Here is a 25,241-nt window from a genome sequence, read left to right on the forward strand (position 1 = left end):
ATCCTAAAAGTTGGATACCCAACGAGTAGGGGTGCAGTTTTTTTATGAGTCAATATTCTCTCAGTTTCAAGTTTCAAGTTTCAAGTTTCAAGTTTCAAGTTTCAGGCTGCGAAGCTCTGGTTTTCCGGGCCGGAAGGGCTAAGAGCGACGGCATAGCGCTTTGGCATAAAGCACAGTACGGTACGTAAGTGTGTCCGCGCGGTTTTATTCATGAACGCTTCGCGGCTGACGAATACGCAGTGCGCTGACCACCGTGGCGACGGTGGCAAAGCTGCCCGCCAGCAGCAGAGAAAAATGCGTCCCCTGATTGGCGAACAGATTGAACATCAGCGCCACCAGCGCGGCGCCGGTGGTCTGTCCGAGCAGGCGAGCGGTACCGAGCATCCCACTGGCTCCGCCGCTGCGGTTACGCGGTGCGGAAGAGATAATCGTATGGTTGTTCGGTGACTGGAACAGCCCAAAGCCCGCACCGCACAGCATCATGCGCCACACCACATCGGCATCCGTTGGCGCGCCAGGCAACAGCGCCAGCGCAAATAGCCCGCTGGCGAACATCGCGAGGCCAATCGCGCCGAGCAGACCGGCATGAACCCGCTCAATCAGCCTTCCGGCAATCGGCGCCATCACCATGGTTGCCAGCGGCCAGGGCGTCAGCAGCAGGCCGGTTGACACCTCACTGCGGCCCAGCACGCCTTGCAGATAAAACGGCACCGATACCATCGCCAGCATCTGCGCGCAGAATGAACAGATTGAGGTCCCGAGCGACAGGGCAAAAATCGGGATACGCAGCAGATCGACCGGCAGCAGCGGGAACGGCAGGCGCAGCTGGCGGCGAATAAACAGCGTGCCGACGATCAGCAGCAGCACCAGTTCAACCAGCAGCAGCGTGCCGTTTTGCCCCTGAGCAAAGCCGCTCAGCAGCGAGATCAGCAGGCCGAAGGTCAGGGCGTTCATGATGGCACTGGGCACATCAAAGCGCTGGCCCTGGGATTTTTGTGGATTGTCGGGCAGGAAGCGCAGGGCGAGACACAGTGCGGCGATGCCCACCGGCACGTTAATCAGAAACAGCCACTTCCACGAAGCGACGGAAAGAATGGCGGCAGCCACCGTGGGGCCCGCGGCGCTGGAAACCGCCACAATCAGCGAGTTGATGCCCATACCACGGCCCAGATGCCGCTGCGGATAAATTATGCGGATCAGCGCGGTATTGACGCTCATCAGCGCCGCGCCGCCGAAACCCTGTAATACGCGGGCAAGGGTCAGCATGGTCAGCGAGTCGGACAGCGCGCAGAACAGCGACGTGCAGGTAAACAGCACCAGGCCACATTGATACACCCGACGATAGCCGATCATATCGCCGATAAACGCCAGAGAAAGCAGCGAGATAATAATCGCCAGCTGATAGGCGTTCACTATCCAGATTGATTCTGCCGGGCTGGCGTTAAGCTCGCGCGCGATGGTCGGCAGGGCAACGTTGGCAATCGCACCATCCAGTACGGCGACGGTGATGCCCAGTGCGATAGCCAGAATTGCGCCGTAACGCTGCGGGACGGGTAGCCCGTCGTTAACAGAAATTGCAGACATAAAGAGGGAGTAATGTAAGAGGTGAATATTACCATGCTAATGCTTTTTACGATTTTTGCCAGAGTTAAGCGACTGAAAACTATCACCGGATGTGTCGGCATATCGGCGACTGCCGTTGCAGCACTCCAGGGCGGTACGTATACTGGAAATAGCGTTCCATTTTTTATAAAACACACAGGTAAAGTGCAATGGCCAGTACCGATTCAGATAAGCAACCGGATGCCGTCTCTTCGGTGATGAAAGTGTTTGGTATTTTGCAGGCGCTCGGGGAAGAGCGGGAAAACGGCATCACCGAGCTGTCCCAGCGGGTGATGATGTCCAAAAGCACCGTTTACCGTTTTTTGCAGACCATGAAAACGCTGGGCTACGTATCGCAGGAAGGCGAGTCGGAAAAATATGCCCTCACGCTGAAGCTGTTTGAGCTGGGGGCGAAAGCGCTGCAAAACGTCGATTTGATCCGCAGCGCCGACATCCAGATGCGCGAACTTTCCCGCCTGACCCGGGAAACCATTCATCTGGGCGCGCTGGAAGAAGACAGCATTGTTTATATCCATAAAATTGACTCGCTCTATAACCTGCGGATGTATTCCCGCATCGGGCGGCGTAATCCGCTCTACAGTACGGCAATTGGCAAAGTGCTGCTGGCGTGGCGAAATTATGATGAGGTGCGCGAAATCCTCGCCGAGGTGGAATTCGTTCTCAGCACGACGAAAACGCTCAACGGCGTTGATGAACTGCTGTGCGCGCTCGATAGCGTCAGGTCGCAGGGATTTGGTGAAGATAATGAAGAGCAGGAAGAGGGGATCCGCTGTATTGCCGTGCCGGTCTTCGACCGCTTTGGCGTGGTGATCGCCGGGCTGAGCATCTCCTTCCCGACGATTCGTTTTGCCGAAGAGAATAAGCAACAGTACGTCAGCATGCTGCATCGTGCGGCTAAAACAATTTCCGCCCAGCTGGGCTATCACGACTATCCCTTTTAGTCGCGGGCCGACGGCGTGTCGGCCCGTACGATTCTAGTTGTCGACGACTTCCACGCTTTTCCTCAGCAGAGGGCAATCGGTCACGCCGATAATGCCGCTGTCGGTATGCAGATACTGCGCAATCACCACGCCGCGCGCCGTCAGGTACTGGCACTGCAGGCCCATTCCCGCCACGTTCTTATTGCTGCCGGTCAGCACCCCGTAGCCGGTGACCAGCATAGCCAGCCAGATAATCACCAGCAGAGCGACCAGTCGCGTCAATACTTTCATGCTATCCCCTTTATTGTTGTTTATCCGCAGCCTGACCCGCCTGTCAGGGACGCTGCCGAATCAGCATGCCGCGTCATGCCTCACAAAGCGATAAGAGGATACTGAAACATCCGGTCTTATTCTGCGCAGCGGCTGCGTAAATTTTGTGATGTGGCTATCAATTGGCGCGCCAGCGGGTAGAATCTACAGCCGCAGTGTTGCCGGGTGAATCGGCGACGTAAATTCAGTTTTGAGGTTGGTATGAACGAAATGGTAAATGACATGCAGGGGATGACCTCAACGGCTCTGATCATGGCTCTGGTGATCATCGGACTGGTGGTGTGGTTTTTTGTCAATCGCGCCAGCGTGCGGGCCAATCAGCAGATCCAACTGCTGGAAGCGCTGCTTGAAGAGCAAAAACGCCAGAACGTACTGCTGCGTAAGCTCACCGATAATGCCTCAGATAAAGTGGAGCCGGAGCCGGTCCCCGAAGACGATGCCGAGAAAAACTTTATCCGCATGATCCCGGAGCGCTGATTTCGCAATAAGGTAATCGCAATGGCCTGGAAAAATCCCTGGTACGATCCTGCTCTCTCTCATCATACCCCTGACGGATTTTGTAACCCGGAGCCCGAACTGCGGCAGCAGGGGGATTTGCAACGCTGGCGTCGCGAACGCAGGGAGCAGGGGCTGCCGAAGCCACCAGCTCAGGGATACGACCAGTTTATCCGTCAGTGGTGGCAGTCCGCCGACCTTAGCGGTCATGACGATGCCGTATGGTGGCTGGGGCATGCCTGTCTGCTGCTGCGGCTTGACGATCGTTACACGCTGATCGATCCGGCGCTGTCGCCGCGTGCTTCACCGCTTTGGTTTGCCGGGCCGCAGCGTAAAACGCCGCCCGCGCTGGCTATTGAGGATTTACCGACGCTGGATAGCGTGCTGATTTCGCATAACCATTACGATCATCTTGACAGGCCGACCATCAAAAAAATCCTTCGCCGTTTCCCGCAGGTTCGCTTTGTGGTGCCGCTGGGGCTGGCAACGTGGTTTTATCGGCTCGGTGCAGCTCACGTTGAGGAGCTTGACTGGTGGCAGAGTGCCAGCGTGGGCGCACTCACCGTTCATGCCGTCCCCGCCCGACACTGGAGCATGCGCACGCTGCGCGACCGCAACCGCTCTTTGTGGTGCGGTTGGGTGGTGAAGCATCCACGGCTGAGCTTCTGGTTCAGCGGTGACAGCGGCTATTCGGATAATCTGCTGGAAATCCCTCGTCGTCTCGGGCCGTTTAACCTGGCGGCGCTGCCCATCGGCGCCTACGCACCAAAATGGTTCATGCGCGGACAGCACATGGACCCCGATCAGGCCGTCTCCCTGCATCAGGCGATGGGGCAGCCGCACACGGTGGCGATCCACTGGGGCGTATTTGAACTGGCTGATGAATCGCTGGATGAACCGCCGCAGGTTTTACAGCAGGCAATAGCACGGGCGGGGCTGGAAGCTGAACGCTTTCAGGCCTGGCGAATAGGAGCCAGAGTATTGCTCAACTATATATGTCAAGATTAATCCTAATGTATTTTCCTATATGTAATAGCTAATAATGAGAGCCGCATCTAATAGCGTAATTAAACTGAAAAAATAAGGTTAATTTAAAAACGCAGTGAAATGCCTTTAAATGGGGCAGGGTAACCGGCACTCTCCTGTTTTTGGTGCAGCCTTATTATGCGCGGGAACAGAAGGCGAGACTGGCCCGCGCCGTAAGTGGCTGTCAGCGCGAAGAAAGCTAGGGCCGCGATAGAATTTATTTGACAATGCTTTGCCATAATAACGTCATACTTGTAGTTTATTATCGTATTATGCCCGCTGTTTGGCAGCGTTTTATGCCACTGAAACCCATGTCGCCTCTGGGTTTGCCGGGGATGAAAATATGTGCAGCCGTTACGTCTGCATCGGCATAAAAGTGACATTTACATCGTTTGCTGTTTCAATTGTGTGCGACATCTCAATACTTGCCTAAAAATAACTTGCCATTAATAAGCGAATATGTGATAAACGCATTTGAGTTAAACGAGGTACAGTTCTGTTTATGTGTGGCATCTTCAGTAAAGAAGTTCTGAGTAAAGACGTTGACGTTGAATACCGCTTCCTTGCCGAGCCTTAATTAATGCCTCATGCAGTAATGTCTCTGGTTTTTCTGTACGTCAGGCCTACGGGCTAATAAACACTCTAAGGAATTTGCAAAATGGCAAAGATTAAAGGTCAGGTTAAGTGGTTCAACGAGTCTAAAGGTTTTGGTTTCATTACTCCTGCTGACGGCAGCAAAGATGTGTTCGTACACTTCTCTGCAATCCAGGGTAACGGCTTCAAAACTCTGGCTGAAGGCCAGAACGTTGAGTTCGAAATTCAGGACGGCCAGAAAGGCCCTGCTGCTGTGAACGTCACCGCAATCTGATTTCGATTTGAGACTGTCACTCACGCCTTGCGTAGTGCAGCCTGAAATCTGAATACTAAAGCTCTGCCAGCAATGGCAGAGCTTTTTTGTTTGCGGCAAGAAGTACTGCCGCTACGGCGCACTTTCAAGTACACTGCCGCCGTCCTTGATTGCGGAGAGTTGTTATGTCCTACCTGTGTCCCCTTTGCCAGCAGCCTTTAATGGCTCACGATCGCGTTCTGCGCTGCGAGAATCAACATCAGTTCGATCTGGCGAAAGAAGGGTATATCAACCTGATGCCGGTGCAGCACAAACGTTCTAAACAGCCCGGTGACAGCGCAGAGATGATGCAGGCGCGGCGCAATTTCCTGGATGCAGGCCACTATCAGCCGCTGCAGCAGCGGGTGTCAGATATGCTCGACTCGGCGCTGCCGCACGATGCGGTGAACGTGCTGGATATTGGCTGTGGCGAAGGCTACTACACTCAGGCCGTGGCCAGCCGTTTGCAGGCAGGGCGCGAAGGCTCGCAGATTTACGGGCTGGACGTGGCGAAGATTGCCGTCCGCTACGGCGCGAAGCGCTACCGTAACGTGGAGTTTTGCGTGGCATCCAGCCATCGTCTGCCGTTCAGTGATAATCAGTTTGATGCGGTGCTGCGTATCTACGCGCCCTGTAAGGCCGCCGAACTGGCCAGGGTGGTGAAGCCGCAGGGCCTGGTGCTGACCGTGACACCCGGTCCTCGCCATCTGCTGCAGTTTAAGGCGCTGATCTACCAGGATGCGAAACTGCACGACAATGCGGTGGAGGAGATGCCCGGATTCACGTTAATTGAAGAGCAGTCGCTGGGATACCCGATGACGCTGAACAGCGAAGAGTCGGCAGCACTCTTACAGATGACCCCGTTTGCCTGGCGTGCCCGGCCGGAAGTGTGGGGGATCCTTGCCACCACCACCGATTTTGCCTGCGAAACGGACTTCACCCTGCGGCTGTGGCAGCGGCAGAGTGAAGGGGAAGCCGCCGTCAGCGACTCTCCAGCATAAATTTGTAGATAGTCTCCAGATCGTCCAGCCTGCGCACGTAAATCAGCAGGCGGCGATTCTCCAGCGTAATCACCAGCACGCCATCCTCCGATAAATTTATCGCGCTTATGCGGTCCCAGGTGATAAAGACGTTAGCAAAAAAGAATCCGTGCTCCTTGAGCAGCAGCTTCGGCGCACGGATCCAGAACAGCCACACCGCCATCGCACCCAGCGCCAGCAGCAGCAGCGTGGTCACCTGTGGGCCCTGCACGCGTAAATTTTGATAAAGCAGGATAGCCAGCAGGCCGATAAATATCATGCTGTCGAGTTTGGTGCGCCGCTGCAGCAGGATTTTCAGCCGCGTTGGCCCATTCAGGCGTGGCATGATCAGCTCGTCGTAAATGGCATAGAGCAGAATCAGAACAATAAACAGCAAAATCAGGTAATCAGTCAGTTGCATAATCCCGTCCGAAAAAAAGGGCCAGACTGTGCTGGCCCCCGAGAGTCAATGTTGTTGCAGGTCAGGCTCAGACGCCGAGCAGGCCCACCCAGTAGCCAAAGATACCAATAACAAAGAAGCCCATAATAATCCACAGCGCATTCACCTTGCGGCGGAGCAGCCACATACAGGCAAAGGTCAGCAGCAGTGGGATCAGCCCCGGCATCAGCTGATCGAGGATCGACTGCACCGTGGTGACCGTGGTTTTCCCTGTCTGATCGGTAATGCGAGAGACCACCAGCGGCACGTTAACATGGGTCCACTTATTAACCAGCGCCCCCATGACAAACAGGCCGAGTATCGACGCCCCCTCCGTGAGTTTCTGCAGGAAGCCACCGCCCATATCGCTGACGATATCCACGCCTTTACGATAGCCGTAGGCCACGCCGTAGTAGCGAACCAGCAGGCGCACCAGGTTAAACAGCACGAAGAACAGCACAGGGCCGAGCAGGCTGCCGCTCATGGCGATCCCGGCACCCAGCGCGGCAAACACCGGGCGAACCGTACCCCAGAAGATTGGGTCGCCCACGCCGGCCAGCGGCCCCATCAGGCCGACTTTGATGCCGTTGATCGCCGCATCGTCAATCGGTGCGCCGTTGGCGCGCTGCTCTTCCATCGCCATGGTTACACCCAGTACCGGAGCTGCAACGTAAGGATGGGTGTTAAAGAACTCCAGATGGCGTTTAATCGCCTGTTTACGATCGTCGTTATTCTCGGGATACAGACGACGGATCACCGGCACCATTGAGAAGCAGAAGCCCAGCGCCTGCATACGTTCGAAGTTCCACGAACCCTGGAACAGGTTTGAGCGTAAGAACACTCCGCGAACATCGCCGGGAGTCAGTTTCTTTTGCGTTGTTGTCTCAACCATTTTTCTCACCTTTCCTTAATCGAGTTCGTTATCAAGGTCGTTATTTACCGGACCCGCAGCCTGCGCACCGGCAACGCGGTTATATTTTGGTGCCAGCTGGATATACAGGATGGCCATCACCACGCCGATAACGCCCAGCGCCACCAGGTTGAAGTTGGTGAAGGCGGCGGTCACGAAGCCGAGGTAGAAGAACGGCATCAGGTAACCCGCGCGCATCATGTTGATCACCATCGCGTAACCCACAACGACGATCATGCCACCGGCGATGTTCAGGCCGTTGGTGACCACCTCAGGAATCGAGTTCAGCAGGTCGTGAACCACGCTGGTGCCGACCGAAATTGCCACAATCAGTGCCGGGATGGCGATACGCATGGCCTGCAGAACCAGCGCCGAAACGTGGATCCAGGAGATGGCGCTCAGATTGCCTTTCTCCGCGGCTTTATCCGCTGCGTGCTGGAAGGCGACGGTAATGGTACGAACGATGATGGTCAGCACCTGGCCTGCGGCCGCCAGCGGGATCGCCAGCGCAATACCGGCCCCGACGCTTTGCCCACCGGCAATAACCAGGATAGTTGAGATGATGGAAGCCAGTGCGGCATCGGGCGCAACCGCAGCACCGATGTTCATCCAGCCCAGCGCGATCATCTCCAGCGTACCGCCGATGATGATCCCGGTTTTGATGTCACCCAAAACCGCACCGATTAACGTACAGGCCACCAGGGGCCGGTGAAACTGAAATTCATCAAGGATCGAGCCCATGCCCGCTATACAGGCGACGATAAATATCAGAACAATTTGCAGCGTGGTAATCTCCATTACACTTCTCCTCTTTGATACGGAACGGAGTTCAACCCGATCTCTCAGGCCACGGGCTACTGATTAAGACGGGCGATCAGGTCCATCATTTTCAGTTTCTGATCGCTGGAAACCTTACGCACTTCCAGTTCAATCCCGCGCGCGTTGAGTTTTTTAAACGCCTCGATATCTTTTTCATCAACCGATACGGCATTGTTGACCTGGGTTTTCCCCTGGCGGAACGCCATACCGCCGATATTCACGCTGGTGATGCCAACGCCGTCTTCCACCAGCCTTTCGACATCGGTCGGATTGGTAAACAGCAGCATCACTTTCTCACCGGCGTATTTCGGGTTATTCCACACGCGGACCATCTTGGCGACGTCCACCACGTGCGCAGTCACACCCGGAGGCGCAACCTGGGTCAACAGCGTTTTACGTACGTGGTCGGCAGCCACTTCATCACTGACCACAATGATGCGCGTGACGTTGGTTTCCTTGGTCCAGCGCGTGGCGACCTGGCCGTGGATCAGGCGGTCATCAATACGCGCGAGGCCAATCACCATGTGCTCGCCGGGTTTCAGTGGCGTTTGCGGTGCGGCGGGGGCTTTCTTCACGGGGGCGGCGGGTGCGGCCTCAGGCGCTTTGGCTTTGAGGGCCTTAACGCCTTCGCGGCCGGTTTCAACCGCCAGTGCCACCAGTTCATCGAAGGAGGGGTTGTCATCGCGGGCCATCAGAACTTCGACCAGCATCGGGATATTCACCCCGGCTACCACTTCGTGATGTTCTTTATCCACCACCAGACGGCTGGCGGCGTTAAACGGGCTGCCGCCCCAGGTATCCACCAGGAACAGCACGCCCTGACTGACGTCGAGGTCGTGTAATCGGGCCTGATACTTTTCGATTAACGTTTCTGCATTTTCCCCCGGGACAAAGTCGATCCAGCCGACGTTATCCTGCTCACCCAGGAGCATTTCGGCCGTTTTCAGCAGCTGTTCCGCTGCCCAGCCGTGTGTGCCGATGATGATAGCAATAGTCACTTGCTACTCCTTATCCAGTTGACGACGGCTCTCTGGAGTTCAAGCCGCGCGAGGTTCAGCCGATCGCTACCCAGACTATCCGAAATTGACGCTTCGCCGATTCCGAACACATTAGGTATTCGCGTGATTCAGCATGAAAGAGGTCACACTTATTTTTCTACATCGTGCCCGTTAACCTACAGGGGCACGCTTAACACACCGTTTGTCGCGATTTATTTTAGTACGTGAAAAAATAAATTATGTGACCTTGCTCAGTAATTTAGACCCTAATCGAGAAATACACCCCGTCAGCCCAGCGTAAAGTTCTGCAAGGATGCCAGCCAAGTGTAAGAAACCATTTTGACAGCGATGCCTGTGCTGCTAGAGTAGGGATCCTTTTCTAATACAGGAGTAACGGGCCTCAGCCCTCCCTATGGACTGTCACCGAAGTCGCTTAATTATGCCGCCGGGCTTTCCGGTATCGCTTTCAACGTCTCCTGACGTCATCTCTGCTTCCACTCGTCGTTATCCTTGCCGCACGCTCAGCCGAACGTCTGCTGCGTTTTCCCGTACCTTTTTCCGGAGTCTGTCATGGAATTTCTTTTAGACCCCTCGATCTGGGCGGGTCTGCTCACGCTGGTTGTTCTTGAAATCGTACTGGGCATCGATAACCTGGTCTTTATCGCGATTCTGGCCGACAAACTGCCCCCGAAACAGCGTGATAAAGCGCGCTTGATCGGGCTTTCGCTGGCACTGGTTATGCGCCTGGGCCTGCTGTCGCTTATCTCGTGGATAGTCACGCTGACGCGTCCGCTGTTCAGCATCGGCGAGTTTAGTTTCTCCGGACGGGATTTGATCCTGCTGTTTGGTGGACTGTTCCTGTTGTTCAAGGCAACGATGGAGCTTCATGAACGGCTGGAAAACCGCGAGCATAACGACGGGGCAAACCGGGGATACGCCAGTTTCTGGGCGGTTGTGGTGCAGATCGTTATTCTTGATGCCGTCTTCTCCCTCGATGCGGTGATCACCGCCGTGGGGATGGTGAATAACCTGGCGGTGATGATGACGGCGGTAATTATCGCTATGGGCGTGATGCTGCTGGCCTCCAAGCCGTTGACCAACTTCGTCAACGCGCACCCCACGGTGGTGGTGCTGTGCCTGAGCTTCCTGCTGATGATTGGTCTCAGCCTGGTGGCGGAAGGCTTCGGTTTCCATATTCCGAAAGGCTACCTGTACGCGGCGATTGGCTTCTCGATTCTGATTGAGCTGTTTAACCAGATTGCGCGACATAACTTTATGCGTCATCAGGCCAGAAGGCCGATGCGCGAGCGTACCGCCGAAGCGATCCAGCGTCTGATGGGGGGCCGTCGTCGCAGCGAGAACAGCAGCAGCGAAAGTAGTGAAGTTGCCGCGATTATGCCGCAGGAAGCCTTTAAGGACGAAGAGCGCTACATGATTAACGGCGTACTGACCCTGGCCTCGCGTTCCATTCGCAGCATCATGACGCCGCGCGGTGATATTTCGTGGGTGGATATTGAGCGCCCGCTGGATGAAATCCGCATGCAGCTGCTCGATACGCCGCACAGCCTGTTCCCGGTGTGCCGTGGCGAGCTGGATGAGATCGTCGGTGTTGTCAGGGCCAAAGAGCTGCTGGTGGCGCTGGATCACGGTGTTGATGTTGCCGCCTTCGCTGCCGCAACCCCGCCGATTATCATTCCGGAAACGCTGGATCCGATCAATCTGCTGAGCGTGCTGCGCCGCGCCAAAGGCAGCTTTGTGGTGGTCACCAGCGAGTTTGGTGTGGTTCAGGGTCTGGTGACGCCGCTCGACGTGCTGGAAGCGATTGCCGGTGAATTCCCGGATGAGGATGAAACCCCGGATATTATTGCCGACGGTGACGGCTGGCTGGTGAAGGGCGGTACCGACCTGCACTCGCTGCAGCAGCTGTTCGACACTCAGGAGCTGGTCCGTCCGGAAGATGACCACGCCTCGCTGGCGGGCCTGCTGATTGCTCAGAAGGGCCAATTACCAAAAGCGGGCGAGATATTCGACATGCCGCCGCTGAGTTTCCAGATTATTGAAGCCACGGACTACCGCATTGATCTGGTGCGTGTCACGCGTCAACGCAACGAGCACGACGAAGAAGAAGGTTAATGACTATCAGGCCGGGGAAACCCGGCCTTTTTTATGCCGGACAGAAGGCTTTATGATTGGCCAGCCAGGCCGGGAAATCCCCCAGCGGCATTGGACGAGCATAGTAATACCCCTGCAGCACATCGACCCCGCGCTCGCGCAGATATTCCGCCTGTTCCGCCGTCTCAACGCCTTCCGCAACCAGCCCGATATTCAACTGCTGCGCCAGTGAGATCACCATATCGGTGACCGTGGCGTTAATCGCATCGGTGCCTATTGCCGCAGTAAAGACTTTATCGATTTTCAGCACGTCGGGGCTGAGCGTTTTCAGATAGGACAGGGAGCTGTGCCCGGTGCCGAAATCATCAATCGCCAGCTTAACACCGACCTTATGCAGATGAGAAACCACCCGCTGATCGACGACCGGCAGCGAATCCCGCTCGGTCAGCTCCACCACCAGCTGCGGCTGTGGGTTAGCCGGCCACCACAGGCGTTGCAGATCGTCAATAATGGCCCGCTCGCGGAAGTGGCTGGCGGCAACGTTGATGGCGATGTGGAATGACGATCGCATCGGCAGGTCAGGCAGATGCCGCACCGTTTCACTGATGACAAAACGCGTCAGCGGGGCGATCAGGTTCTGGCGTTCGGCCAGCGGAATAAAGACGTCCGGTGGGATCCAGCCCTGGCGCGGATTGTGCCAGCGCAGCAGCATCTCAATACCGTCGCACTGGCCGTTGTGGGCATTAATAAGCGGCTGACAGTAGACCATAAATTCCCGCGCGGTAATGCCGTAGCTAATCTGCCAGGACAGGCTCATGCGGTTGGCCGTAGCCAGCCAGACAATATAGCCCATCAGCAGGCTGAGCAGCAGGGCCAGCGGCAGCTGTGAGGGAACGGTCATCAGCGCCAGACGCGAAGGCGAGGGGCCGAACAGGGTGATAGAGAACGGATAGCGCAGGGAGGACTCGACGATGGTCACCTGGTCTTCGGCCGGAGTGGCCGGTTCAATCAGCGGATTGCCGTACTCCAGACTTTGACTGCCCACGTTGAGGATCGCCCGTTCCACCCAGGGCAACGTGGGTTCCAGCAGATAGCTGGTCATCAGTTCGATGTTGATGACCTGTAAAACGCCCGCGCGATTGTCTTGATCGCGCGGTGTCCACAGCAGCAGAATCGGCGAACCCTTAAGTAAATGTTCATCTACCGCCAGCTGCATGCGCTGATTTTTCATCAGCAGTTCGGGATAGTTGCTGCTGAACGCGATATCGGACGGTCCGAAGATACTTGAGCAGTAGATGCGGTCGTTATCGACCAGCAGAATCGATCTGACGGTCTGCAGGACGGCCAGCTTCTCAATCAGCTTAAAGCGGATCAGTCCGCAGTCGGTACCGACCCAGCCAAGGGCATTATCGGCGGCAACATCAAGGGGGGAAAACATGCGGTCAAAGCGCTGAATGGCGTTATTAGCAAAGCTGTGAGATTGCTGCTCTATGCGGTTCTTTTCTTCCACAAACCTGAAGGTTAAGGTCAGAATGAGCACCACTGCTGCAACAACCGCCGCGATCAGCAATCGCTTGCGGCGGAACTGTCCTAAGACTTCCTGGGACATTTGCATTAGTAACCATCCTATAAGCCAGTCGCGTATACAGAGATTGAATACCGTTAATCGGCAAAACAGACATTTAGTTTAGTAGTACTGAAGAGAAAAGCGGAATGTCTCAAAAACAGGAACTTACTCTCACAGAACGCGCTGAAACACTCTAGCCGTTTCCTGAATCAGGGGATAGCCGCCAGCTAAACTATTTTGAAGTATAGGAAAGTATAAGCGCCATCAGTTAGATGGCGCTTAGTTATTTATGGTACTAATTTTGGCACTTGACGAAAATGCGAATCAGGACAGGGTGTCAATAACTTGCGGCAGATCTCATTAGTCACACTGAACTTTGATCGCCAGGCCGCCGCGAGATGTCTCACGATACTTGGCGTTCATATCTTTGCCGGTTTCGTACATGGTTTCGATCACCTTATCCAGCGAGACGCGCGCTTCGCTGGTACGGCGCATTGCCATACGCGCTGAGTTGATCGCTTTAACCGAAGCGATGGCGTTGCGCTCGATGCACGGCACCTGTACCTGCCCGGCAACCGGGTCGCAGGTCAGGCCCAGATTGTGCTCCATGCCAATTTCCGCCGCCACGCACACCTGTTCCGGGCTGGCGCCCAGCAGTTCGGCCAGACCGGCCGCCGCCATCGAGCAGGCTACACCGACCTCGCCCTGACAGCCGACTTCCGCACCGGAAATCGAGGCGTTCATTTTATACAGGATGCCGATCGCCCCGGCGGCCATGAAGTAGCGGATAAAAATATCCGGGCTGACCGATTCAATAAAGTGGTCATAGTAGGCCAGCACCGCAGGCACGATGCCGCAGGCGCCGTTGGTGGGCGCAGTGACGACGCGTCCACCGGCTGCGTTTTCTTCGTTAACCGCAAGCGCAAACATATTCACCCAGTCGATCACGATCATCGGATCGCTGGAAAGCTTGTCGGAAGACACTAGCAGGCGACGCAGCGCGGAAGCGCGGCGCGGCACGCGTAGCGGACCCGGCAGCACGCCTTCGGTATTCAGGCCACGATCGATACAGTCGCGCATGGTTTGCCAGACATCGGAAAAATAGCGCTCGATGTCCGCGCGACTGTGCACCGCCAGCTCGTTTTTCATCACCATTCCCGACAGGGAAAGGCCGGTATGCTGGCAGTGGTCCAGCATCTCTTTCGCTGAATTAAACGGGTAGGGTACCGAAATTTCATTCAGCGCGGTTTGGCCGAAGTTCTCTTCATCAACGATGAAGCCGCCGCCGACTGAATAGTAGGTTTTGCTGTAGATTTTCAGATCGCCGGCATAAGCATGAATGCTCATGCCGTTTTCGTGCAGTGACAGGTTGTCGCTGCGGAACACCATGCCGCCCTCACGCGGGAAGTCCACTTCGTGAGCACCGTTCGCCAGCAGCAGACGCTGGCGATCTTCCACGTCACGGATGAACGCCGGGATACTGTCGATATCGACGCTTTCCGGCGAGGCACCCGACAGGCCCATGATAATGGCGATGTCGGTATGGTGGCCTTTACCGGTCAGCGACAGCGAGCCGTAAACGTCCACCGCAATACGCGTGACGGAGGAGAGCTGGCGGCTGGCCACCAGATCGTCGACAAACTGTTTGCCGGCTTTCATTGGACCAACCGTATGGGAACTCGACGGGCCGATGCCGATCTTAAACATGTCGAAAACGCTAATCACGCGATACGCTCCTTAACAATATTACGCACTGGACGATGCTCACAAAAAAGATGAATTGGGTGAAATATAAATGAAAAGCCGCCGCCTTGCAGTGATTTGGATCGTCATCCTGCAAAAAAGCAGTTAAAAATAAGGCAAAGATGAAGTTCAGACCGATATGAGGCTGTATTTTAGCCGTTTTGCGCGGATTTTTCCACCTGAAGGCTCAGGCGGCGAATAATACCGGCCGTCATTCCCCAGATAAAATAGTCATCGTACCAGGAGAGCCAGACGCGGTGGTGAAGCCCGCCGCGATGCACGTCCAGCGGCTGGTAGCGGCCCAGGCGCAGCGCTTCTTCCAGCGGCATTTCGAACACCGACTCAACCTCGCCCTCATTAGGGTAAAAGCGCAGCCCCGGGGGGATAATGCCGATAACTGGCGTGACCTGAAATCCGGTGCTGCTGGTGACCGGCGGCAGCACACCGATCACCTTAACGGCCTCCGGCGGGATCGCCACTTCTTCCTGAGCTTCGCGCAGCGCGGTGATCACCAGTGATTCATCCTCGGCGTCGCGCATGCCGCCGGGAAAGGCAACCTGACCGGCGTGCTTACGCAGGCTGGCCGACCGCCGCGTCAGCAGCAGCGTCGGGCAGGGATGAGCCACGATTGGCACCAGCACCGCCGCCTGGCGGCGCGGCAGCGTCACGTTCTCCACCGGTGGCGGCTGCAGAATAAAACGCGACAAAAAGCGTTGTAGAGGGGGGTTACGGCTGCTCATCGAACGGCGCCTCCAGGCAGGGCAAAATGCGGTTCACCTTATCGAAGGTTTCCTGATATTCCGCGGCCTCATCGCTGTCGGCCACAACGCCGCCGCCTGCTGCACAGTAGAGATTTCCTCGTTCCGCGATCAGCGTGCGGATGGTGATGCTGGTATCCATATTCCCACAGGCGCTGAGATAGCCAATGCTGCCGCACCAGGCGTTGCGACGCTGCGGCTCCAGTTCTTCAATAATTTCCATCGCACGAACTTTCGGTGCGCCGGTTATTGAACCGCCGGGGAAGCTGGCGCGCAGCAGATCGCACGCCGACAGTCCTGCCTTCAGTCGCGCGGTAATGGTGCTGACGAGGTGGTGTACCGCCGGGAATGGTTCCACCACAAACAGTTCCGGCACGTTGACGCTGCCCGGCACCGCGACCCGGCCAATATCGTTGCGAAGTAAATCGACGATCATCAGATTTTCACTGCGATCCTTCGGCGAATTGGCCAGCCTGACGGCCTGATCCCGATCGGCCTGTGGATCGGCAAGGCGCGGCAGCGTACCTTTTATCGGACGGGTCTGGATATCACCGTCCTGCAGGCGGATAAAACGCTCCGGCGACAGGCTCAGGATTGCGCTGTCGGGCAGGCGAATAAAAGCGCTGAACGGCGCGCGGTTGGCGCGGCAAAGGCGGGTAAATGCCTGCCATTCACTGCCCTGATAAGGGGCCTGGAAGCGCTGGGCCAGATTCACCTGATAGCAGTCCCCGGAAAGCAGCCACTGCTGCACCCGGCGGAATTTCTCACCGTACTCTTCGCGCGACATGTTCGCCTGCCAGCCGCCGGTCAGCTGGAACGGCTCTGTTGCGGCGGGGCGCTGAGCCTCAAGCCAGCGGAGGCGCTGCGCGATATTACCGTAAGCGACCAGCGTCAGCTTTTGCAGGTGATGATCGGCGATCAGCGCCCAATCATAAATCCCGACGGCCATATCGGCGGTAGTTAACTGTTTTTCGGCGAGGACGGGAAGCGTTTCGAACCGGCGGCCAAGATCGTAGCCAAAAAGCCCGAGCGCACCGCCCTGAAACGGCAAATCGTCTTGCGGTGTGGCCCGCATTGCGGCGCGGTCCAGCTCTGCTGCCAGCAGGCTGAGCGGGTCGTCGGTGGAACGTCTCACCGTGCCGCTTTCGTCGATTTCGGTCTGCTCGCCGCGCGTTGTCAGGGTACAGCGCGGGTCCGCCACCAGAATATCAAAGCGGTTATCGCTGTGCTCGGCAAAGCCGGAGTGCAGCAGCATTGCCCACGGCAAATGCGCCAGCGCGGCAAACTGATGCTCGACGGCATCCGGCGTATACTTCAGTGAATGTAGAACAGGCAGCATAATTCTTCAGCAGGGTGATTCGTTACAGGGGTGCAAGCCTGGCATATTTTTCTGCCGCTGGCATCTCTTTGTCACTCGTGAAATAATCCGCGCCGCATCAGCCCTCAGGAGTCACTATGTTTACAGGATTACCCGCGCTTTCACATGAACAGCAGCAGCAGGCTGTCGACCGCATTCACCAGCTGATGTCCGAAGGTTTGACCAGCGGCCAGGCCATTGCCATGGTGGCGGAAGAGATCCGCAGTACGCACACCGGCGGCCACATTGCAGTGATGTTTGACGATGAAGACGACGAGCATCATGCCGATAGTCAGGATGATGAAGACGACGAAGAAGACTACTGATGTGAAGCCCCTGTCACCGGGACAGGGGCACGGATTACTTAGCTGCCACCACTTTGATTTCAACCAGATACTTAGGGTTCATTAGCCCGGCGTGAACGGTACAGCGTACCGGCGCGTTACCCGGCGACACCCAGGCATCCCAGGCGCGGTTCATCGCGGCAAAATCTTCCTTGTTTACCAGAAAAATTGTGGCATCCAGAATGCGGCTCTTGTCCGAACCCACGCGCGTCAGGATGCGGTCGATCACCGCCAGCGCATTTGCCGTTTGCGCCTCAGCATCCTCATCCAGATTTTCCGGCACGCTGGTGTAATACACCACGTCATTATGAATGACGGCTTCAGACATCCGGTGTTCCGGATCGATACGTTCAATGGTCATGCGTTTTCCTTTTTACACTGTAATCACCGGCGCTAGCCTGGCATAAACCGCGGTGTGAGTCACCTGCGGCGGGGCGTTGCGCAGTCTGATGCTCGGCAGGCCGTTAATATTGAAAACCATCGTGAATAAAAAAACAGAAATAAAAGATATTTACTGGAATATTAGTGTTAAGGTTGTTTCTCTTAAATAAAAAAATGAAGGTTATTATCTACAATTTCAAACTTATCTGCCCATCGTGCTTCAGCATCCAGTACCGCTTTTCTCATCTTGATATCACCAAGTTGAATCCTTATGGTGCTAAGTGCATATTTTGTAAATCAATTATGACGGCCAGTCTGTAAATATTACGGTTTTATTTCATTAATCCGTACCGTCCAGCCTTACTACCCGACCATTCAAACTGCTAGTTGTTAAAGATCGCTGTTGGTCATGTGCGCCCGTGATAGCGCCTGATGTGCTTGATAATCGAAGGCATTCAGGTGGCTCAACGGGTTGTTTTGACAGCCAGCGGATCGTTCTGCTTTGCTGTCTGGACAGCCATTAAGGCAAACTAAACTGACATGTTATGCCACTATTCACGCCACCTGCTGAAGTCATCCCGTCATTAATTCATTCTAACTTATTGATTCCTGTAATTTTGCATCCTGCGGGTAATACTGACATAATTACAGTAGTTTCTTTCCGGCAGTGAGGAATATGTGGTAGACGATTTTGCAATCGACGGCGCTCTGGCGCAGGCGATCCCCGGTTTTAAACCGCGTGAACCCCAGCGGGTTATGGCTGCGGCGGTGGCGAAAGCTATCGACATGCGCGGCGAACTGGTCGTGGAAGCCGGTACCGGCACCGGGAAAACCTACGCCTACCTGGCACCCGCGCTGCGATCCGGGAAAAAAGTCATTGTCTCCACCGGGTCGAAAGCCCTGCAGGATCAGCTCTACAGCCGCGATCTGCCCACGGTCGCTAAAGCCCTCAAATTCAAAGGCACGCTGGCACTGCTTAAAGGCCGCTCCAACTATCTGTGTCTTGAACGCCTTGAGCAGCAGTCGATGGCCGGGGGCGAACTCGCCGTGCAGGCGATGAGCGACCTGGTGCATCTGCGCGGCTGGTCCAGTGAAACCATCGACGGGGACATCAGTACCTGCGGCGGCGTGGCGGAAGACAGCACCATCTGGCCGCTGGTCACCAGCACCAACGACAACTGCCTGGGCAGCGACTGCCCACAGTATAAAGACTGCTTCGTGGTCAAAGCGCGACGTAAGGCGATGGATGCCGACGTGGTGGTGGTCAATCATCATCTCTTCCTGGCCGATATGGTGGTGAAAGAGAGCGGTTTCGCCGAGCTGATCCCGGAAGCCGACGTGATGATCTTTGATGAAGCGCATCAGGTGCCGGATATTGCCAGCCAGTATTTTGGTCAGCAGCTTTCCAGCCGCCAGCTCCTCGATCTGGCCAAAGACATTACCATCGCCTACCGCACAGAAATCCGCGATGTGCAGCAGCTGCAAAAATCGGCCGACAGGCTGGCGCAAAGTGCGCAGGATTTTCGCCTGGCGCTGGGCGATCCGGGTTTTCGCGGCAACCTGCGCGAGCTGCTAGGCGATCCCCATGTGCAGCGGGCGCTGCTGCTGCTGGATGATGCGCTGGAGCTGTGCTACGACGTTGCCAAACTGTCGCTGGGCCGCTCGGCGCTGCTGGATGCGGCTTTCGAGCGCGCGGCGCTCTATCGTGGCAGACTGAAGCGGCTGAAGGATGTTTCGCAGCCGGGCTTCAGCTACTGGTACGAATGCAACTCACGGCACTTTATTCTTGCACTGACGCCGCTTTCCGTCTCCGATCGCTTCCGCGAAGTGATGGAAGAGCGCCCGGCCAGCTGGATCTTCACTTCAGCAACGCTGGCCGTTAACGAGCAGGTCACCCACTTCGTTGAGCGCCTGGGGGTTGAAAAGGCAGAAACGCTGATCCTCGACAGTCCGTTTGACTATTCTCGCCAGGCGCTGCTGTGCGTTCCGCGCAACCTGCCTTCGCCCAATCAGCCCGGTGGCGCGCGACAGCTGGCGCGTATGCTGCGGCCGCTGATCGAAGCCAATAACGGGCGCTGCTTCTTCCTCTGCACCTCCCACCAGGTGATGCGCGATCTGGCCGCTGAATTTCGCGCCACGCTCACTCTGCCGGTGCTGCTGCAGGGGGAAACCAGCAAGGGCCAGCTGCTGAAGCAGTTTATTGCCGCCGGTAATGCGTTGCTGGTCGCCACCAGTAGCTTCTGGGAAGGGGTGGACGTGCGGGGTGATGCGCTGTCGCTGGTGATCATCGATAAGCTGCCGTTTACCTCGCCCGACGATCCCCTGCTGAAAGCCAGGATGGAAGACTGCAAGCTGCGCGGCGGCGATCCGTTCGATCAGGTACAGCTTCCGGATGCGGTGATCACCCTCAAGCAGGGAGTTGGCCGCCTGATCCGCGACGTTGACGATCGCGGCGTGCTGGTGATTTGCGATAACCGTCTGGTGATGCGGCCTTACGGCGCGGTGTTTCTGAACAGTTTACCGCCCACGCCGCGTACGCGAGATATCGCCCGGGCGGCAGCGTTTCTCACGCCATAACGCAGCAGTCATCAAAACGGCGCGCTTTGTGATATCATTCGCGCCGAAATTTTTCTCCCTGAGGTTGCAATGTCCACGCGAATTTTAGCCATTGATACGGCCACGGAAGCCTGTTCGGTTGCCCTGCTGAATAACCAGCAGCGACTGGCTCATTTTGAACTCTGCCCGCGGGAACATACCCAGCGTATCCTCCCGATGGTGCAGGACATTCTACAGCAGGGCGGCGTGGCGCTGAAGGATCTCGATGCCTTGGCGTTCGGTCGCGGTCCCGGCAGTTTTACCGGCGTTCGTATCGGGATTGGCATTGCGCAGGGGCTGGCGCTCGGAGCGGAGCTGCCGCTAATTGGCGTTTCCACGCTGAAAACCATGGCGCAGGGCGCTTTCCGCGTAAGCGGCGCAACACGGGTACTGGCGGCGATTGATGCCCGCATGGGTGAAGTCTACTGGGCCGAGTATCAGCGCGATGAGCAGGGGATCTGGCACGGTGAAGAGAGCGAAGCCGTGCTCACTCCGCAGGCAGCGGGTGAGCGTATGGCAGCCCTGAGCGGGGAATGGTCCTGCGTGGGCACCGGCTGGAAGGCCTGGCCTGAGCTGGCCGAAAACAGCCATCTGGTGTTAACTACAAGTGAGGTGGAGTTGCCTGCCGCAGAGGACATGTTGATTCTTGCTGCGCAGGCGCTGGCCGCGGGGGAAACCGTCGCACCGGAGCATGCAGAACCGACCTATTTACGTAATGAAGTGACATGGAAAAAATTACCGGGCCGCGAGTGAGTCGCAGCAACTATTTCACCACGGTGCAGTCATAGCAACAGTACCTGGGAGAATCTTATGCGTAAATCTCGTTTTTGGCAGTTGAGTGGTTTGTTATTAACGTCCTTGCTGCTTTCAGGCTGCGTGACCGTACCTGATTCGGTGAAGGGCACGTCGGCTATGCCGCAGCAGGATCTGGTGCGCGTGCTGAATGCGCCACAGCTTTACGTCGGGCAGGAGTCACGCTTCGGCGGTAAAGTGGTGAGCGTCAGTAACAAGAACGGCATGACCCGTCTTGAGATCGCCGCCATGCGCCTTGATGATACGGCCCGACCGATCCTCGGATCGGCAACGATTGGCCGCGTCTATGCGGATATCAACGGCTTTGTCGATCCGATTAACTTCAACGATCAGATGGTGACCGTGGTTGGCCCGATCGCCGGAGTTGAAAAGGGCAAGATCGGCGATGCGAACTACAACTATGTGGTGGTGAGAGTCACCGGCTATCAGCGCTGGCATAAGGTCCAGCAGGTGGTTGCGGCGCCACAGCCAATCGACCCGTGGATCTGGTATGGTCCCGGTTATGGTCGTCGTCACGGCGGTTACTGGGGTCCACCTCCGTGGGGGTACTATGCCCCGGCTCCGTCGCAGGTTCAGACCATCCTGACTGAATAGTGGCGCTGTAGCGAATTTTCACGGCATATCCGCTGTGTTTCAGCGGGTATGCCTTTTTTTTGGTTACTTTTCTCCCGGTGAGAAATTTTTAGTGATGGGCTTCGCAACCTCAAAACGGAGAGCTGAGCAAACTGGTACGCTGAGTTAAAATAATGTTAACAGAAACCAGAGGCTGAGCTGCGATGACTACAAATACTCATTTTCGAGGTGACTCCTTGCAAAAGGTCTGGCTTAACCGCTATCCGGCCGATGTTCCGGCTGAAATTAACGCGGACCGTTACCGCTCCCTCATCGATCTGTTTGAACATGCGGCACTGCGTTATGCAGAACAGACGGCGTTTATCAATATGGGTCAGAGCCTGTCATACCGGCAGCTCGACATCCGCAGCCGGGCGTTTGCCGCCTATCTGCAACAGGAACTGGGGCTGAAAAAAGGCGACCGCGTGGCGCTGATGATGCCCAACCTGCTGCAGTATCCCATCGCCCTGTTTGGCGTGCTGCGCGCTGGTATGACGGTGGTCAACGTTAACCCGCTTTATACCCCGCGTGAACTAGAGCACCAGTTGAACGACAGCGGTGCCAGCGCCATTGTTATCGTCTCCAACTTTGCCCACACGCTGGAAAAGGTGGTGGCGAAAACTCAGGTTAAGCACGTGATCCTCACCCGTCTGGGCGACCAGCTGTCCCCGGCGAAGGGAACGCTGGTTAATTTTGTCGTGAAGTACATTAAAAAGATGGTGCCCAAATATCATCTGCCGGGGGCGATTTCCTTCCGGCAGGCGTTGCAGCGTGGGGCGAGTCTGGATTACACCAAGCCGGATATCATCAACGATGACCTGGCGTTTCTGCAGTATACCGGGGGCACCACCGGCGTAGCGAAGGGGGCGATGCTCACCCACCGTAATATGCAGGCTAACCTCGAACAGACCCGCGCCACCTACGGCTCGCTGCTGAAAGAAGGACAGGAGACGGTGGTCACCGCGCTGCCGCTGTACCATATCTTTGCCCTGACCGTGAACTGCCTGCTGTTTATCGATCTCGGAGGTGCCAACCTGCTGATCACCAACCCGCGCGATATCCCGGGGCTGGTGAAAGAGCTGGCAAAATACCCGTTTACTGCCATTACCGGCGTCAATACGCTGTTTAACGCGCTGCTTAACGATGACGGCTTCAACAAGCTGGACTTTTCCAGCCTCAGCCTTTCCGCCGGGGGCGGCATGGCGGTGCAGAAGTCCGTCGCCGAGCGCTGGGAAAAGCTGACCGGCCACTATCTGCTGGAAGGCTACGGCCTGACTGAATGTTCCCCGCTGGTTTCGGTCAATCCGTATGACATCCAGTGCCACAACGGCAGCATCGGTCTGCCGGTGCCGTCGACCGACGTGAAGCTGGTTGATGACGAGGGTAACGAAGTGGCGCCCGGCGAACCCGGCGAGCTGTGCATTAAAGGCCCGCAGGTGATGCTGGGTTACTGGCAGCGTCCTGACGCCACGGATGAAGTTTTAAAAAATGGATGGCTTCGCAGCGGCGATATTGTTACCGTTGATCATGAAGGCTTTCTTCGCATCGTTGACCGCAAAAAAGACATGATTCTGGTTTCCGGTTTTAATGTTTATCCGAATGAAATCGAAGATGTGCTGATGCTGCATCCGAAAGTCCGGGAAGCCGCCGCGATCGGTGTCCCAAATGATGTGGCAGGTGAGTCGGTGAAAATATGCGTGGTGAAGAAGGATCCTTCCCTCACTAAAGAAGAGCTGATTGCGCACTGCAAAAAGTATCTGACGGGATACAAAATTCCGAAAATTGTGGAGTTCCGCGAAGAGCTGCCGAAGACTAACGTCGGGAAAATCCTGCGCCGTGAACTGCGTGATGAAGCGATCAAGGCGGCGCAGAAACCGGCAGCCTGAGGGTTTTGCCCTGATGTATCGATAGCCGCGCGGCTATCCGGCGGCACAAACGTTGTCGCCGGGGCCGCACGGAACAAAATGCCGGGATGCGCCCGGCATTATTATTTCTAACACCTGCAGAGGCAGGCCGCGATGCTGCCTGCGACAAGAGACTGTTATTTTGAATTACACCATGATCACCAGCAATGAAGCGCTGGCCGAGATTTGCCAGCGGGCCCGTCAGGTTTCTGCCCTGGCGCTGGATACCGAATTTGTCCGTACGCGTACCTATTATCCTCGTCTGGGCCTGATCCAGCTTTTCGACGGTGAGACGATTTCGTTGATCGACCCGCTGACCATCGGTGACTGGCAACCGTTCCGCGAGCTGCTGCAGGATCGCGACATCGTCAAATTCCTGCACGCCGGAAGCGAAGATTTGGAAGTGTTCCTGCATGAGTTTGGCGTGCTGCCTGACCCGATGATCGATACTCAAATCCTGGCCGCGTTTTCCGGTCGTCCTCTGTCCTGCGGCTTTGCCACCATTGTGGAATCCTTTACCGGTATCGCACTGGATAAAAGTGAGTCCCGCACCGACTGGATGGCGCGTCCGCTGACGGAAAAACAGTGCCAGTACGCGGCTGCGGACGTGTTCTATCTGCTGCCCATCGCGCAGAAACTGATGGCGGAAACGGAAACCGCCGGACAGATGGCCGCCGCGCTGGATGAATGCCGACTGCTGTGCCAGCGACGCACCGCGCAGCTTGACCCGCAGGAAGCCTTCCGTGAAATCACCAACGCCTGGCAGCTACGTCCGCGCCAGCTTGCCGCGCTGCGCCTGATGGCCGCCTGGCGCCTTGAGACGGCGCGTGAAAAGGATATGGCGGTCAACTTCGTGGTGCGTGAAGAAAACCTGTGGAAGGTGGCTCGTTACCTGCCGGGTTCGCTGGGCGAGCTGGAGCACCTTGGCGTACCGGGGCAGGAGATCCGCTTCCACGGGCGTGCGCTGCTGGCGATGGTGGCGAAAGCCGAAGCGATGGACGAGAGTGAACTGCCGGAGCCGGTGGCGAATCTGATAGATCATCCGCGCTACAAATCGGTGTTCAAGGCGATTAAAGAACGGGTGGCCAGCGCGGCGGAACAGCATGGCGTGAGTCAGGAGCTGCTGGCTTCACGGCGTCAGATTAACCAGCTGCTCAGCTGGTACTGGCAACTAAAACCGCGGGATCGTAAACCGGAACTGATTGATGGCTGGCGGGGAGCGCTGCTGGAGGCGGGGATTAACGAGATCCTCAGCGAGGATTAATCTCTGACAATTTTCCCCTGCATGTGCGCAGGGGAAGATTATGAGCAGCTCAGGATCATTTATCGGGTTCTTCCGACTCAGGCAGGGTGACGTTCAGTTCAAGAATTGAAATATCACCCTCTTTTTGATCCAGCTTGACGCTGAGCATCTCCGGATCGATTTTTACGTATCTGCAAATGACTTCCAGAAGATCCTTCTTTAACTGAGGCAGATACTGGGGTTCAACATCCCCCCTCCTGCGTTCTGCCACGATAATCTGCAGCCGTTCCTTGGCTATGTTAGCAGTGCTCTTTTTTCGGGATAAAAAGAAGTCGAGTAAGGCCATG

At 56.3% G+C, this 25,241-nt stretch carries 24 protein-coding genes and 1 pseudogene; 13 read left to right on the forward strand and 12 right to left on the reverse strand.

What is annotated here, in order from left to right; genetic code table 11:
* Positions 1-204: 204 nt before the first annotated feature.
* On the reverse strand, positions 205-1,584 hold the full coding sequence (locus EC836_RS01365; RefSeq protein WP_123329399.1) for an MFS transporter: 1,380 nt from the start codon (positions 1,582-1,584) through the stop codon (positions 205-207).
* Positions 1,585-1,772: 188 nt separating this feature from the next.
* On the opposite strand from EC836_RS01365, the gene kdgR reads away from it, so the two are divergent.
* Positions 1,773-2,564: a DNA-binding transcriptional regulator KdgR gene (kdgR, locus tag EC836_RS01370; RefSeq protein ID WP_123329401.1), complete on the forward strand. Its 792-nt coding sequence runs from the start codon at positions 1,773-1,775 to the stop codon at positions 2,562-2,564.
* A 33-nt stretch (positions 2,565-2,597) separates the two neighbouring features.
* On the opposite strand, the gene EC836_RS01375 is transcribed toward kdgR, so the two are convergent.
* Positions 2,598-2,834, reverse strand: a complete 237-nt coding sequence (locus tag EC836_RS01375; protein WP_123329403.1) for a YobH family protein — start codon at positions 2,832-2,834, stop codon at positions 2,598-2,600.
* Between the two features lie 240 nt (positions 2,835-3,074).
* On the opposite strand from EC836_RS01375, the gene EC836_RS01380 reads away from it, so the two are divergent.
* From EC836_RS01380 to rlmA, 5 genes and pseudogenes are all read left to right on the forward strand, one after another.
* Positions 3,075-3,350, forward strand: coding sequence for a YebO family protein (locus tag EC836_RS01380; protein WP_123330710.1), 276 nt, complete (start codon positions 3,075-3,077; stop codon positions 3,348-3,350).
* A gap of 21 nt (positions 3,351-3,371) precedes the next feature.
* The gene (locus EC836_RS01385) at positions 3,372-4,376 is read left to right on the forward strand and encodes an MBL fold metallo-hydrolase (protein WP_123329405.1); all 1,005 of its coding nucleotides are present in this window, start codon (positions 3,372-3,374) and stop codon (positions 4,374-4,376) included.
* Between the two features lie 520 nt (positions 4,377-4,896).
* Positions 4,897-5,066, forward strand: a pseudogene (locus tag EC836_RS01390) (DUF2627 domain-containing protein).
* A complete protein-coding gene (gene cspE, locus EC836_RS01395; RefSeq protein ID WP_001062678.1) occupies positions 5,053-5,262 on the forward strand; it encodes a transcription antiterminator/RNA stability regulator CspE in 210 nt (69 codons plus the stop codon). The pseudogene EC836_RS01390 and the gene cspE overlap by 14 nt, the downstream one beginning before the upstream one ends.
* A gap of 164 nt (positions 5,263-5,426) precedes the next feature.
* Entirely contained in the window at positions 5,427-6,281 is an 855-nt protein-coding gene (rlmA, locus tag EC836_RS01400) for a 23S rRNA (guanine(745)-N(1))-methyltransferase (protein WP_123329407.1), read from the forward strand.
* Here the strand turns inward: rlmA and EC836_RS01405 are convergent.
* The 4 genes from EC836_RS01405 to manX form a co-directional block, all read right to left on the reverse strand.
* On the reverse strand, positions 6,262-6,720 hold the full coding sequence (locus tag EC836_RS01405) for a DUF986 family protein (RefSeq protein ID WP_123329410.1): 459 nt from the start codon (positions 6,718-6,720) through the stop codon (positions 6,262-6,264). The genes rlmA and EC836_RS01405 overlap by 20 nt on opposite strands.
* Positions 6,721-6,787: 67 nt before the next feature.
* Entirely contained in the window at positions 6,788-7,630 is an 843-nt protein-coding gene (locus EC836_RS01410; RefSeq protein WP_123329412.1) for a PTS mannose transporter subunit IID, read from the reverse strand.
* A gap of 15 nt (positions 7,631-7,645) precedes the next feature.
* On the reverse strand, positions 7,646-8,446 hold the full coding sequence (locus EC836_RS01415) for a PTS mannose/fructose/sorbose transporter subunit IIC (RefSeq protein WP_123329414.1): 801 nt from the start codon (positions 8,444-8,446) through the stop codon (positions 7,646-7,648).
* A gap of 56 nt (positions 8,447-8,502) precedes the next feature.
* Positions 8,503-9,465, reverse strand: a complete 963-nt coding sequence (gene manX, locus EC836_RS01420) for a PTS mannose transporter subunit IIAB (protein ID WP_123329416.1) — start codon at positions 9,463-9,465, stop codon at positions 8,503-8,505.
* Between the two features lie 570 nt (positions 9,466-10,035).
* Here manX and EC836_RS01425 point away from each other — a divergent pair.
* Positions 10,036-11,598, forward strand: coding sequence for a TerC family protein (locus EC836_RS01425; protein WP_123329418.1), 1,563 nt, complete (start codon positions 10,036-10,038; stop codon positions 11,596-11,598).
* 31 nt (positions 11,599-11,629) lie between these two features.
* On the opposite strand, the gene EC836_RS01430 is transcribed toward EC836_RS01425, so the two are convergent.
* The 4 genes from EC836_RS01430 to pabB form a co-directional block, all read right to left on the reverse strand.
* Positions 11,630-13,192 carry a cyclic diguanylate phosphodiesterase gene (locus EC836_RS01430; RefSeq protein WP_123329420.1) on the reverse strand — a complete coding sequence of 521 codons (1,563 nt, stop codon included), beginning with the start codon at positions 13,190-13,192 and terminating at the stop codon, positions 11,630-11,632.
* Positions 13,193-13,504: 312 nt separating this feature from the next.
* Entirely contained in the window at positions 13,505-14,869 is a 1,365-nt protein-coding gene (sdaA, locus tag EC836_RS01435; RefSeq protein ID WP_123329422.1) for an L-serine ammonia-lyase, read from the reverse strand.
* Positions 14,870-15,039: 170 nt separating this feature from the next.
* Positions 15,040-15,627, reverse strand: coding sequence for a CoA pyrophosphatase (locus EC836_RS01440; RefSeq protein ID WP_123329424.1), 588 nt, complete (start codon positions 15,625-15,627; stop codon positions 15,040-15,042).
* A complete protein-coding gene (gene pabB / locus EC836_RS01445; protein WP_123329426.1) occupies positions 15,614-16,984 on the reverse strand; it encodes an aminodeoxychorismate synthase component 1 in 1,371 nt (456 codons plus the stop codon). Before pabB ends, EC836_RS01440 begins: the two co-directional genes overlap by 14 nt.
* Before the next feature lie 116 nt (positions 16,985-17,100).
* Between pabB and EC836_RS01450 the strand changes: the two genes are divergently transcribed.
* Positions 17,101-17,328: a YoaH family protein gene (locus EC836_RS01450; RefSeq protein ID WP_123329428.1), complete on the forward strand. Its 228-nt coding sequence runs from the start codon at positions 17,101-17,103 to the stop codon at positions 17,326-17,328.
* A 34-nt stretch (positions 17,329-17,362) separates the two neighbouring features.
* On the opposite strand, the gene EC836_RS01455 is transcribed toward EC836_RS01450, so the two are convergent.
* Positions 17,363-17,707: a RidA family protein gene (locus EC836_RS01455; protein ID WP_123329431.1), complete on the reverse strand. Its 345-nt coding sequence runs from the start codon at positions 17,705-17,707 to the stop codon at positions 17,363-17,365.
* Between the two features lie 698 nt (positions 17,708-18,405).
* Here EC836_RS01455 and EC836_RS01465 point away from each other — a divergent pair.
* From EC836_RS01465 to rnd, 5 genes are all read left to right on the forward strand, one after another.
* Positions 18,406-20,304 carry an ATP-dependent DNA helicase gene (locus EC836_RS01465; protein ID WP_123329435.1) on the forward strand — a complete coding sequence of 633 codons (1,899 nt, stop codon included), beginning with the start codon at positions 18,406-18,408 and terminating at the stop codon, positions 20,302-20,304.
* 69 nt (positions 20,305-20,373) lie between these two features.
* Positions 20,374-21,075 (forward strand): tRNA (adenosine(37)-N6)-threonylcarbamoyltransferase complex dimerization subunit type 1 TsaB, encoded by a 702-nt coding sequence (tsaB, locus tag EC836_RS01470; RefSeq protein ID WP_123329437.1) that lies wholly within the window; start codon positions 20,374-20,376, stop codon positions 21,073-21,075.
* A 57-nt stretch (positions 21,076-21,132) separates the two neighbouring features.
* Entirely contained in the window at positions 21,133-21,729 is a 597-nt protein-coding gene (locus EC836_RS01475; protein ID WP_123329440.1) for a Slp family lipoprotein, read from the forward strand.
* 215 nt (positions 21,730-21,944) lie between these two features.
* Positions 21,945-23,633, forward strand: a complete 1,689-nt coding sequence (fadD, locus tag EC836_RS01480) for a long-chain-fatty-acid--CoA ligase FadD (RefSeq protein ID WP_123329442.1) — start codon at positions 21,945-21,947, stop codon at positions 23,631-23,633.
* 172 nt (positions 23,634-23,805) lie between these two features.
* Entirely contained in the window at positions 23,806-24,915 is a 1,110-nt protein-coding gene (rnd, locus tag EC836_RS01485; protein ID WP_123329444.1) for a ribonuclease D, read from the forward strand.
* 55 nt (positions 24,916-24,970) lie between these two features.
* On the opposite strand, the gene minE is transcribed toward rnd, so the two are convergent.
* Positions 24,971-25,240 carry a cell division topological specificity factor MinE gene (gene minE / locus EC836_RS01490; protein WP_123329446.1) on the reverse strand — a complete coding sequence of 90 codons (270 nt, stop codon included), beginning with the start codon at positions 25,238-25,240 and terminating at the stop codon, positions 24,971-24,973.
* Between the last annotated feature and the right edge of the window lies 1 nt (position 25,241).

Source organism: Erwinia sp. JUb26 (assembly GCF_003751505.1).
Classification (GTDB): Bacteria; Pseudomonadota; Gammaproteobacteria; order Enterobacterales; family Enterobacteriaceae; genus Erwinia.